Source organism: Marinobacter mangrovi, assembly GCF_016798325.1.
Classification (GTDB): Bacteria; Pseudomonadota; Gammaproteobacteria; order Pseudomonadales; family Oleiphilaceae; genus Marinobacter_A; species Marinobacter_A mangrovi.
Genome location: NZ_JAERVO010000001.1, coordinates 275,690 through 287,368, shown reverse-complemented (window position 1 = coordinate 287,368; position 11,679 = coordinate 275,690). Strand labels below are relative to the sequence as shown.

The 11,679-nt window shown below is 62.4% G+C and carries 13 protein-coding genes; 2 read left to right on the top strand and 11 right to left on the bottom strand.

Going from position 1 to position 11,679, the window contains the following annotated elements:
- Nucleotides 1–185 precede the first annotated feature (185 nt).
- Together JL474_RS01300 and JL474_RS01295 are read right to left on the bottom strand one after the other, a co-directional pair.
- Nucleotides 186–1,400: an argininosuccinate synthase gene (locus JL474_RS01300; RefSeq protein ID WP_203140648.1), complete on the bottom strand. Its 1,215-nt coding sequence runs from the start codon at nt 1,398–1,400 to the stop codon at nt 186–188.
- Nucleotides 1,401–1,589: 189 nt separating this feature from the next.
- The gene (locus JL474_RS01295) at nt 1,590–2,492 is read right to left on the bottom strand and encodes an OmpA family protein (RefSeq protein ID WP_223807781.1); all 903 of its coding nucleotides are present in this window, start codon (nt 2,490–2,492) and stop codon (nt 1,590–1,592) included.
- 167 nt (nt 2,493–2,659) lie between these two features.
- On the opposite strand from JL474_RS01295, the gene pyrC reads away from it, so the two are divergent.
- Nucleotides 2,660–3,694 (top strand): dihydroorotase, encoded by a 1,035-nt coding sequence (gene pyrC / locus JL474_RS01290; protein WP_203140647.1) that lies wholly within the window; start codon nt 2,660–2,662, stop codon nt 3,692–3,694.
- Nucleotides 3,695–3,774: 80 nt separating this feature from the next.
- Complete coding sequence (rnt, locus tag JL474_RS01285; RefSeq protein ID WP_203140646.1) at nt 3,775–4,410, top strand: ribonuclease T; 636 nt, start codon at nt 3,775–3,777, stop codon at nt 4,408–4,410.
- Between the two features lie 76 nt (nt 4,411–4,486).
- Here rnt and ccmI read toward each other — a convergent pair whose 3' ends face one another.
- Genes ccmI through ccmA form a run of 9 tightly spaced genes read right to left on the bottom strand, consistent with a single transcriptional unit; the run spans nt 4,487 to nt 11,619 of the window.
- Nucleotides 4,487–5,749, bottom strand: a complete 1,263-nt coding sequence (gene ccmI, locus JL474_RS01280) for a c-type cytochrome biogenesis protein CcmI (protein ID WP_203140645.1) — start codon at nt 5,747–5,749, stop codon at nt 4,487–4,489.
- 17 nt (nt 5,750–5,766) lie between these two features.
- Nucleotides 5,767–6,261 (bottom strand): cytochrome c-type biogenesis protein, encoded by a 495-nt coding sequence (locus tag JL474_RS01275; protein ID WP_407944038.1) that lies wholly within the window; start codon nt 6,259–6,261, stop codon nt 5,767–5,769.
- Nucleotides 6,258–6,800: a DsbE family thiol:disulfide interchange protein gene (locus tag JL474_RS01270; RefSeq protein ID WP_203140643.1), complete on the bottom strand. Its 543-nt coding sequence runs from the start codon at nt 6,798–6,800 to the stop codon at nt 6,258–6,260. Before JL474_RS01270 ends, JL474_RS01275 begins: the two co-directional genes overlap by 4 nt.
- Nucleotides 6,797–8,797, bottom strand: a complete 2,001-nt coding sequence (locus tag JL474_RS01265) for a heme lyase CcmF/NrfE family subunit (protein WP_203140642.1) — start codon at nt 8,795–8,797, stop codon at nt 6,797–6,799. Before JL474_RS01265 ends, JL474_RS01270 begins: the two co-directional genes overlap by 4 nt.
- Before the next feature lie 12 nt (nt 8,798–8,809).
- A complete protein-coding gene (ccmE, locus tag JL474_RS01260) occupies nt 8,810–9,280 on the bottom strand; it encodes a cytochrome c maturation protein CcmE (protein WP_123633252.1) in 471 nt (156 codons plus the stop codon).
- Nucleotides 9,280–9,495, bottom strand: coding sequence for a heme exporter protein CcmD (gene ccmD, locus JL474_RS01255; protein ID WP_123633251.1), 216 nt, complete (start codon nt 9,493–9,495; stop codon nt 9,280–9,282). Before ccmD ends, ccmE begins: the two co-directional genes overlap by 1 nt.
- A gap of 7 nt (nt 9,496–9,502) precedes the next feature.
- A complete protein-coding gene (locus JL474_RS01250; RefSeq protein WP_123633250.1) occupies nt 9,503–10,234 on the bottom strand; it encodes a heme ABC transporter permease in 732 nt (243 codons plus the stop codon).
- 15 nt (nt 10,235–10,249) lie between these two features.
- A complete protein-coding gene (gene ccmB, locus JL474_RS01245; RefSeq protein WP_223807794.1) occupies nt 10,250–10,969 on the bottom strand; it encodes a heme exporter protein CcmB in 720 nt (239 codons plus the stop codon).
- 5 nt (nt 10,970–10,974) lie between these two features.
- Complete coding sequence (gene ccmA / locus JL474_RS01240) at nt 10,975–11,619, bottom strand: cytochrome c biogenesis heme-transporting ATPase CcmA (RefSeq protein WP_203140641.1); 645 nt, start codon at nt 11,617–11,619, stop codon at nt 10,975–10,977.
- Nucleotides 11,620–11,679 lie beyond the last annotated feature (60 nt).

The window sequence follows — 11,679 nt, the reverse complement described above, 5'->3', positions numbered from 1 at the left end:
ACTTTGCAACCTTTTAGTCATGCGACAGTGTTTTCAGGCGACGAGCTTAAGCCAAGGGACTGGCGGCTAAAGGGGCAGTAAAAACGCGTCAGGAGAGCGGCGACACGTCCAGAAAAAAGACAGGATGCCGGACAGGGTGAAAGGAAAACAAAGGAGGCCGACGGACGCCGGCCTCCGGGAATCGATCAGCTCAGCTTGCGACCTTTGCTGGCTGCAATCCGCAGACGCAAGGCGTTCAGCTTGATGAAGCCTTCGGCGTCCTTCTGGTCGTAGGCGCCCTGGTCTTCCTCGAAAGTAGCGATCTTCTCGTCGAACAGGGAGTCTTCAGACTTCCGGCCAACCACGTCCACGTTGCCCTTGTAGAGTTTCAGGCGAACGGTGCCGTTGACGTAGGTCTGGGTCTGGTCGATCAGCGCTTGCAGCGCCTCACGCTCCGGTGACCACCAGTAGCCGTTGTAGATCACTTCGGCGTAGCGCGGCATGATGCTGTCTTTCAGGTGGGCCACTTCACGGTCCAGGGTGATGGACTCAATGGCACGGTGGCCACGCAGCATGATGGTGCCGCCCGGGGTTTCGTAGCAGCCGCGGGACTTCATGCCCACGTAGCGGTTTTCGACGATGTCGATACGGCCGATGCCGTTATCGCCGCCGATCTTGTTCAGCTTGGCCAGGACTTCGTGCGGCTTCAGGCGCTCGCCGTCGATGGCCACGATGTCACCCTTCTCGTAGGTCAGCTCGATATAGGTCGGCTGGTCCGGCGCCTGCTCCGGTGCCACGCTCCAGCGCCACATTTCCTCTTCTGCCTCGGCCCAGGGATCCTCCAGCACCATGCCTTCATAGGAGATGTGCAGCAGGTTGGCGTCCATGGAGTAAGGGGATTTGCCCTTCTTCTTCTCCACCGGGATGTTGCGCTCTTCGCAGTAGGCCAGCAGCTTCTCGCGAGAGTTCAGGTCCCATTCACGCCAGGGGGCAATCACGTGAACGCCCGGCTTGAGCGCATAGGCGCCCAGCTCGAAACGGACCTGGTCGTTGCCCTTGCCGGTCGCGCCGTGAGAGATCGCATCCGCGCCGGTTTCGTTGGCAATGTCGATCAGCCGCTTGGAAATCAGCGGACGGGCAATGGAGGTACCCAGCAGGTACTCGCCTTCGTAGATGGTGTTGGCTCGGAACATGGGGAACACGAAGTCACGCACGAATTCTTCGCGCAGGTCTTCGATGTAGATTTCCTTGACGCCCAGGGCTTCGGCCTTGGCGCGGGCCGGCTCCACTTCCTCGCCCTGACCCAGGTCAGCCGTAAACGTGACGACCTCACACTGATAGGTGTCCTGCAGCCAGCGCACGATGACCGAGGTATCGAGGCCACCGGAATAGGCCAGTACGACCTTCTTGATGTTTGACATGTCCATGCTCCGAGTCGATCAGAAAGGAGACGCCGCGCCGGCGCCTCCGAATGGCTAAACGGCGCCCCATCTTCAACCCTAACGGAGGCGTGGAGAAGGAACGACCGGATTCAGAGAAGTGCGATATTGTACGGCAGGCGGGCGCCGCATCCAATCGGGAAGAGTGAAAAGCCGCGGTTCGCGGCTCTGTTAACCGTTGCGGGGATCGCTGTCGGCTTCCGCACGCTGAAGACTGCGGCGCTCGCCTTCCCGCTCCAGCCGCACCGTAGTGCGACGGTTTTCGGCCGGATTGCTGGAGGCCGGATAGCGCTCACCATGGTATCGCGTGATGATCTTGTCTTCGGGGATTCCGTTTGCCTTGAGGTATTCGGCCACCGTATTGGCGCGATCCTCGGACAACTGCCGATTGTGGATCCGGCTGCCGCTGCGATCGGTGTGGCCGTCCACGTAGATCTGGGCGATGGTGCTGTCGGCCTGGATGAAGCGGACAATCAGATCCAGGCGATCCAGATCCGCATTGCTGAGCTGGGCACTGTCGAGCTTGAAGTGGATGCGGGAGCGTTTGATCTGATCGTAGTTCACCGGCAGCAGACCGGCGACACAGGTCTGGTATTCCTGATAGGTGTTGGCAAAGTGGATATTGGACAATTGCACCCGAACCGGACCGGACGAATAGCGCGCCGGGCTGGTGACCGTCGGCGCCATGCCTTTCATGAGCCCGTCGACCATCGCCATCGCCTGGGGCGTCCCGACTTTGACCGGGCGCGGATCAGAAGAGACACGGATTTGTCCCAACGGCCGCGGTGCGACACCTGGCCGCCAACTCGGTGCCTCCACGTTGAGCGATGCCTGCCCCACCTTCATCAGCCGGAGGTTGGACTCAAGATAGAAGGTCAACGCCTCCCCCGCCCGATGCTGGAAAACCGCGCGCCCGTATCCCGGGACATCGTGGGTCATCGTGCAGTTGAACACTGAAGTGGTCAGGTACCACTGGCTATTCTCGATGCCGGCACCATAGCTCGCGGCTTGGCTCACCGGCAAGGGAACAGCAAACAGCGGGAGCATCAGCAACGGGCGCAGGACGTTTTTCATCGGACGGACCATCTGGAATACGGTAAACGGTTGATAGTGTTGCTATCGGCCGTTCCGCGGAAATCTTTAGGAAATCGGTTGGCCGTTACCGCGCGCCCAATCCCCATTCCGGGTCTGGTATACTCCGCCGGAAACCGTCACACCCGCATCAGGAAACCGCTGCCTCCATGACCACCACACTGACCCTGACCCGCCCCGACGACTGGCACCTCCACGTTCGCGATGGCGCCACTCTGGCCGATGTCGTACCGGCAACCGCGCGCTGCTTTCATCGGGCGATCATCATGCCCAACCTGGTACCACCGGTGGTCAATGCGGATGAGGCCATGGCCTATCGCCAGCGGATCCTGGACGCCCTGCCGGGCGACACCGGGTTCGATCCCCTGATGACCCTGTATCTCACCGAGCAGACGACGCCGGAGGATATCCGCACCGCCCACGCCGCCGGCGTTCTGGCGGCCAAGCTCTATCCCGCCGGCGCGACCACGAATTCCGCCTCCGGCGTGACCGACATCCGCAACATCGACGATGCGCTGGCCGCCATGAGCGAGTGCGGCATGCTCCTGCTGGTTCACGGTGAGGTCACGGACGGTGATATCGATATTTTCGATCGGGAAAAGATTTTCCTGGAGCGCGTGCTGGCGCCGACCCGTGAACGATTCCCGGATTTGCGCGTCGTACTGGAGCACATCACGACGGCGGATTCCGCCCGCTACGTGATGGAAAGCGAGCGCAACCTCGCCGCCACCATCACACCGCAGCATCTGCTCTATAACCGCAACCACATGCTGGTGGGCGGCATCCGCCCGCACCTGTACTGCCTGCCGATCCTCAAGCGCCAGCAACATCAACAGGCCTTGCAGGACGCAGTGGTCAGCGGGGATGCCCGTTTTTTCCTGGGGACCGATTCGGCCCCCCATGACACCAGCCGCAAAGAGAGCGCCTGCGGTTGCGCCGGCTGCTTCTCGGCGCCCGCCGCCATTGAGCTCTATGCGGAAGCCTTCGAGGATCTGGGCGTACTGGACAAGCTGGAGGCCTTCGCCAGCTTCAATGGCCCGGATTACTACGGCCTGCCGCGCAACACCGACACCATTACCCTGGTGAAGGAGCCGTGGACCCAGGCCGATTCCCTGCCCCTGGGCGAGGGCCGCATTACGCCGTTGCGCGCGGGAGAAACGATCCGCTGGCGCCTGCAGGCGTAAATAACCGTGAGCCAAGCGACATCATTCAACAGCAACAGTAAGGGTATTCAGTGATCGAGGAAGAAAAACCGACCTCTCCCATGGCCGCACGTTTCCGGGGCTTCCTGCCCGTCGTCGTGGATGTGGAAACCGGCGGCTTCAACGCCCGGACGGATGCCCTGCTGGAAATTGCTGCCGTACTGATTGAGATGGACGATGAGGGCTGGCTCAAGAGGGGCGAGACCCTGGCCTATCACGTTCACCCCTTCGACAATGCCAATCTGGAACAATCGGCCCTGGACTTTACCGGGATCGATCCGTGGGATCCGGAACGGGATGCGGTCCACGAGCGGGATGCCCTGAGTGATATCTTCACGCCGATCCGCAAGGCCATCCGCCACAACGAGTGCAAGCGGGCGGTGCTGGTGGGCCATAACGCGACCTTCGACCACAATTTCCTGTTTGCGGCCTCCGACCGGTGCGGCATCAAGCGTAACCCGTTCCACCCGTTCTCCACGTTTGATACGGCCACACTCGCCGGCCTGGCCTATGGGCACACGGTGTTGGCCCGCGCCTGCAAGATTGCCGGCATTCCGTTCAGCAACCGTGAAGCGCATTCCGCCGCCTACGACGCGGAGAAAACGGCCGACCTATTCTGCGGCATCGTCAATCGCTGGAAAGAACTGGGCGGCTTCCCGCCACCGTTGGTGGACATCGAGGAAGACGAGACGGCATAACGCCGCCGCGTGCAGGGCCCGCCGCAATGTCCCGGCGGGGACCCACCTACCTCAGAACAACTTGAGGACAGTCAGCTCAAGGTACCTGCCGATCAATCGTGACGGCGACCGGCTGCCCGTCGTACTCCGCCAACCTGACCGGGTCGCTGGCGGAACCCTGCCAATCCCCGCTCTGCGGAATCGCGTTGCCGGACGGCGACAAGCGCGCTGAGACAATCACCTGATCGGCGCTGGAGAGCGTGTTGCCCGGCGCCATGGCCATGCTGTCGTCCAGGGTCACGGTAACCGGCAGCTGGCCGGCCTGCAGTCGGGCAACCGCCAGCGGCATCGGCGATCCACCGGCCGCCTTGGCGAAGACGAACAAGGTCGTGTCAGGCTTGATCTTGCCCCTCAGGTTATCCGCCAGAGTGACCTTCACCTTAACGGCCGCCCCACCAGAGGCCAGCAATTGTTCGGGCACCGGTTCGCCAAGGCGTCGGTAGGCTTCCGCCACGCCCTGTTTGATGGACGGCAACTGGGGATGATCCGGCGCCACCTGGATGATGCGTTCCCAGTAACGAATCGCTTCCCGGTAGTCCTGCTGCTCGAAGGCATGGATGCCCAGCAGGCCCAGCGCATTGACTTCATCCGGGTTGCGCGAGCGCGCCTTGTCGATGGTGGAGGTAACCACCGGGGTCATGGCCCCTTTGCTGGCGAAGAAGCGGGCCTGTGCGGCCAGGCCCCAGGCGGTCGCCGCTTCACGGGGCACCTCATCCACCTGTCCGGCCAATTGCTCGAACGCCCAGGCCGCCTCATCGTAGTTCTCGAGGCTCATGTAAGTGCGACCCAGCATGGCCCAGCCGTCCAGATTGTCCGGGCTATCCATGAGGCGATCCCGTAACTGTTCCGCCAGCGCGGCCATTTTCTGGTTGCGGCCCTGATCCGCCTGCTGCAGGGCCAGCATGGTTCGGTATTGCTCCAGCTGATCCACGCCACCCCAGTCGCGATACAGCCACAGGGAGACCGCCGGCACCGCAACGACGCTGATAAGAACGACGACCAGGGCAGCTCGACGGCTTCGCCCCGGCCCTCGGCCGGGAGACTCGGGCGATCGATCCACATCGTCCAGTAACGTCCCCGCCAGCTCTTCCTTCATCTGGGCGTGGGTGGGTGTATCGATCACGCCCGCCTCATGGTCCGCATCCAGCTCTGCCAGTCGGGACCGGTACGCCAGCAGGTTCTGGTGCCGGATATCATCGACGTCCGCCTTCTGCGACCGACCGAAAAACAACGGGTAGAGGACAAAGACCAGCGCCAGTCCAATCAGTGCGGCAAGCGTCAGCCAGAAAGCGGTTGTCATAGACTCGTGACCATGAATCAGGAATGTTGGGAGGGTGTATCGCGGGGAGACTCATCGGCATCCAGGAGGCGGTCCAGGCGCGCGCGATCCGCCTCACTGAGTACCGGTTCGCTGGTGCGTGCCGAGCGCCTGGAGCGAATCACCAGGAGGGTGACGGCGACAATCCCCACCACCACGACGATCAGGGGCGTGAACCAAAGCAGCAACGTCCGCTTCTCCAGTTCGGGCCGGTAGCGCACGAACTCACCGAAGCGGGAGGTCATGGCGGCCATGATGGCGTCGTTGCTCACGCCCTGCTGGACCAGGCGGTGCACTTCCGCCCGCATATCCGCAGCAATCGGCGCGTGGGAATCGGCAATGCTCTGGTTCTGGCACTTGGGGCAGCGCAGTTCCTGGGTCAGGGTCTCGAAGCGATTCCGGTCGGCCTCGCTGTCAAAGGGATAGGTGTCGCCGGCCGCATGGACCACGCCGCTGAGAAGGATCAGAAAAAACAGGCCAATCGCGCGCATCAGCCTTCCCTCCTGTAACGGGCAACCAGCGGTGCCAGCTCTTCTTTCCAGACCTTTTCGTCCACGACGCCGACGTGGCGGTAGCGCACAGTGCCGTCCGCATCGATGATGTAGGTTTCCGGCGCCCCATAGACGCCCAGATCGAAGCCGAACGTGCCTTGTGGATCAAACAGGACCTTGCTGTAGGGGTTGCCCAGTTTGTCCAGCCATTTCAGCGCTTCCTGACGATTGTCCTTGTAATTCAGGCCAATAATGGGGATGCCCTCCTCCCGCGCCAGCTTGACCAGTTGCGGGTGTTCGACACGACAGGACGGACACCAGGTCGCCCAGACATTGAGCAGCCTGACCTGGCCCTTGAACACATCCGGCAGGTAGGTGGTTTGCGGGTCCTGCAGCGAGGCCAGCTGGAATCCGGGCACGGGCTTGCCGATCAACGCCGACTCCAGGGTTTCCTTGTCCCGGCCGATGCCGGCAGACAACACCACGCCGACCCCAACGGCGACCACCAACGGCAGGAACAGCAACACTCGTTTGAGACTCAAGACGCGCTCCCTGTAACGGTACTTGCTGAAGCGGGTTGTTGTGTCGACGCTTCCGGCGATTCACGGGTGACCCGCATCCGGTAACGCCGGTCGGCGATGGCCAGCGCCCCACCCAACGCCATGAAAATCGCGCCCAACCAGACCCAACGGACCAGCGGTTTGTACTGGATCCGCACGGCCCAGGCCGTGTCGCCCACAGGCTCGCCCAGCGCCACAAACAGGTCCCGGAACAAACCTGCATCGATCCCCGCTTCGGTCATCACGTTGCGCTGGACGGTGTAGACCCGCTTTTCGGGATAGAGCGTGGTGACCGGTTCTCCCTCGTGGGTGATCACAAACCGACCCTGTTCGGCGGAATAGTTGGGGCCCTGGCGATGTTTGAGGCTGTCGAAATGGAACGTCAGACCGCTCATTTCCACCGTTTCACCCGGCGCCATGCGCACGTCCCGCTCGACGCCATAGTTGGTGACAACGGTGGCGCCGGCCATGACGATCGCCACGCCCAGATGCCCCAACACCATCCCGTAATAGCTGCGGGTCAAGCGACGCAGGCCCGCCCAGCGTCCCTGGCGGGAAGCGGACCGGGCCCAGATGTCTCGGAAAGTGGCGACGACGACCCACGCCGCCGCAAAACAGCCGGCAAACGCCCAGGGCTCCAGATGCCCCAGCCACAGCGGCACGATCACCGCCAACACCAGGCTGATCGCCGCTGGCCACAGCAATTGCCGACCCAGCCAGCCACCATCCGTGCGTTTCCAGCGCGAGAAAATACCGGCGCCCAGCAGCAGCGCCACGGCTATGGCCACCGGGCTGAACGTCATGTCGAAGAACGGTTTACCGACGGACAGGCTACCCGCGCCCAGATAGTCCAGCACCAACGGATACAGCGTACCGACCAGCACCAGCAGCATCGCTGCCATCAACAGCACGTTGTTGAGCAGCAGGAAAATTTCCCGGGACAGCGAGCCGTAGCGGACCCGCGTGTGCACCACCGGCGCCCGGAAAGCATACAGCGCCAGCGAACCGATGATGGTTACCGCCAGGACGCCGATCAGGAATTTGCCCCGCGCCGGGTCGGCGGCAAAGGCATGCACCGACGTCAGCACCCCGGAACGCACGAGGAACGTGCCCAGCAGACTGAGCGAGAAGGTGACAATCGCCAGCAACACGGTCCAACTCTTGAACACGCCGCGCTTCTCGGTGACTGCCAGCGAGTGCATCAGCGCCGTGCCCGCCAGCCAGGGCAGCACGGAGGCGTTCTCCACCGGGTCCCAGAACCACCAGCCGCCCCAGCCCAGCTCGTAATAGGCCCACCAGCTGCCCAGCGCGATCCCCAGCGACAGGAAGCACCAGGCCACCGTGGTCCAGGGCCGTGACCAGCGCGCCCAGGCGCCGTCCATGCGGCCGTTGATCAGCGCCGCAATGGAGAAGGCAAAGGCCACCGAAAAACCTACATAGCCCATGTAAAGCATCGGCGGGTGGATCACCAGGCCGAAGTCCTGCAACAACGGATTCAGGTCAGCGCCGTCTGCCGGTACATTCGGCAGCAGACGCGTAAACGGATTGGAGGTGATCAGGATAAACAGCAGGAAGGCGACGCTGATCATGCCCATGATCGACAGCACCAGCGACACCAGCTCGGTTGGCAGGCGCCGGCTGAAAATCGCAACAGCGACGGTCCAGGCCGTCAGGATCAGGATCCACAGCAGCAGTGAACCCTCGTGGCTGCCCCAAACGGCACTGAATTTGTAGTACCAAGGCAGCAGGCTGTTGCTGTTGTTGGCCACATAGGCCACCGAGAAATCGTCCGTGATGAACGCCCAGGCCAGGCAGCCAAAGGCAATGGCCACAAACACGAACTGACCGCTGGCCAGCGGACGGGCGAACGCCTGCAGGTCCGACCGTTGGGTAATGGAGCCGGCCAGGGGCACCAGCGCCAGCAAAATCGCCAGCATCAGGGCCAGGATCAGGGCAAAATGGCCAAACTCGGGAATCATCGCGCTCTCCGCCTATTCCGTGACAACCGTTTTCACCGCATCTGCGGCGGCATCGTCACCGGTCTTTTTCTTCAGGGATTTGGCCACCTCCGGCGGCATGTAGTTTTCATCATGCTTCGCCAGCACCTCATCCGCGACAAACACACCGTCATCCCGCAGACGGCCGGTGGCCACCACGCCCTGCCCTTCTGCGAACAGGTCCGGCAGGATGCCGTCGTACTCCATGAGGACAGTGGACTTGAAGTCGGTCACCTTGAACCGGACCTTCAGGCTGTTGGGCTCGCGCTCGACGCTGTTGTCCTCAACCATGCCGCCAGCCCGGATGACGATGTCGTGGGGCGCCTCCCCGGCTGCGATCGCCGTGGGATCGTAGAACAGGTTGATGTTCTGCCGGAAGGCGTAGACCGTCAGCCCAACGGCAATGCCCAAGCCCGCCAGCAGGAAGATCACGATGGTCAGACGTCGTTTGCGGACGGGATGCATCAGGACGTGCCCTCTTCGGTTCTCGGTGTGGCCGTTGCGGTTTGGCGACGCGCCATTTTCAGCTGCCAGCGTTGACGATCGATCACCCGGCGACGCTGGAGGATCGAACCGATGACCAGGGTCGCCATCACCAGGAAAAACACGCCGTAGCAGGTCCAGACATACGGCCCGTGCCCGTTCATCGTCCAGAAATCGTGCAGCGAATCAAACGCCATAACAGCCTCACTCTACCAGTTCCCGGACCCAGCGCGCGCGCCGTTCCCGATGCAGGATTTCGGTCTGCATCCGCAGACAGGCCAGCCAGCCGAACAGCAGGTACAGTCCGACGATCGATAAGACCAGCGGTACCCACATCTCCGGCGGCATGCTGGGTTTCTCGGTCAGCTTCAGGGTGGCAGGCTGATGCAGCGTGTTCCACCACTCCACGGAATACTTGATGATCGGGATATTTACCACGCCCACCAGGACCAGCACGGCCACTGCCCGCGCAGCGGACTTCTCGTCGGCGATGGCGTTGCCCAGGGCAATCACACCGAAGTACAGGAACAGCAGGATCAACATCGACGTCAGACGCGCGTCCCAGATCCACCAGGTACCCCAGGTGGGCTTACCCCAGACCGAACCGGTGAACAACGCCAGGAACGTCACCACGGCGCCCACGGGCGCCACCGCCTTGACGAACACATCCGCCAGTTTCAGGCGCCAGACCAGCGTCACCAGCCCCGCAGCCGCCATCATCACGTAGCAGGCCTGGGCCAGGAAGGCCGTCGGCACATGGATGTAGATGATCCGATAGCTGTTGCCCTGCAGGTAGTCTGGCGGTGCGAAGGCCAGCCCCCAGACAATACCGGTAAGCAACAGCAGCAAACCCGGCACCAGGAACCAGGGCATCAGCCGGCCGGCGATGCCATAGAACCATTTGGGGGAGCCGAGTTTGTGAAAGAACTGCCACATCAGACCTGTCTCCGGTTAACTGTTTGAAACGCTGATACGCAGGGCGGCCGCCGTGGCGAAAGGCGCGCAGGTCAACGCCAGGACCAGTAAGGCGCCCAACAGCGCAAGGTGACTGGTGATCGGCAGGCCCTGGCCGGCAGCCATTACGGTACCGGTGCCGAAAATCAGCACGGGAATATAGAGGGGGATCACCAGCAGAGAAAGCAGGATGCCCGCCGAACGCAGCCCCAGCGTCAGCGCCGCACCGATTGCGCCAATAAAACTGAGCACCGGCGTTCCAAGCAGCAGCGTTAGACAGAGGCAGGCGATCGAGTTCCCGTCCAGTTGCAGCATGAGGCCCAGCAGCGGCGTCATCAGGATCAGCGGCACCCCGGTCACCAGCCAGTGGGCAAATACCTTGGTCAGCACGATCAGGTAGAGCGGCTGGGGCTGGAGCAACAGCTGTTCCAGCACCCCTTCCTCGAAATCATGGCGGAACAGATGATCCAGCGACAGCAGGGTCGACAACAAGGCCGCCACCCAGAGAATGCCGGCGCCCGCTTCGCTCAGGAAAGCCTTCTCGGGACTCACCCCAAGCGGGAACAGCGACACCACCATCACAAAGAAAACCAGCGGATTGAACAGATCCTGTCGCTGGCGCAGGCTGCTCAGCAAATCCCGCCGCAGGACCGCCCAGCACGCGGGCCAGACCGGCACACTCTCCTGCTTGGGCGTCAGTCGCGGCAATTTCTGCATGGCACTCATACCGACAACGCCTCCCCGGCATGGATCTGCAGGTCGAGGGACTGGGCACCCTGGATGGATAGCCGATGATGGGTGGTAAGTATGATGGCCCCACCAGCCGCCATGCGCTTTTCCAGCAGGCGTTCCAGGGATTCCACGCCAGCGCGGTCGATGGCGGTAAAGGCTTCGTCCAGAATCCAGAGCGGTTCGTCGGACAGGTAAAGACGAGCCAGTGCCACTCGACGCTGCTGCCCTGCCGAGAGATGGTGGCAAGGAATGTGGGCGAATGGCAGAAGCGACACCGCCTCCAGGGCCTCTTCCTGCTGATCCCGGGTCATCCCCGGATTGCGGGCCAGCAGCGCACCCAGATTCTCCAGCGGTGTCAGCAGGGGCTTGATACCGGGACGATGCCCAATGTACAGCAGGTTCCGGAGAAAATGTTCCCGCGCCCGCCGAATCGGTTCGCCGCACCAGAGAATCTCGCCCTCATAACCGGCATGCAGCCCGGCCAGAATGCGCAAGAGCGTGGTCTTGCCGGCACCATTGGGTCCCTCAACCCGCAACAGGCTCCCTGCCTCGACCGCCAGATCCACGCCGGTGAACAGGATGCGATCGTCCCGCTCACAGCTGAGGCTGGTGGCTTGCAGAAGAGGAAATGACATCAGGTACCCCGGTGGCCGCTCACGATGTGCTTGCAGGGCACCATCGGCTTAGAATCGGAA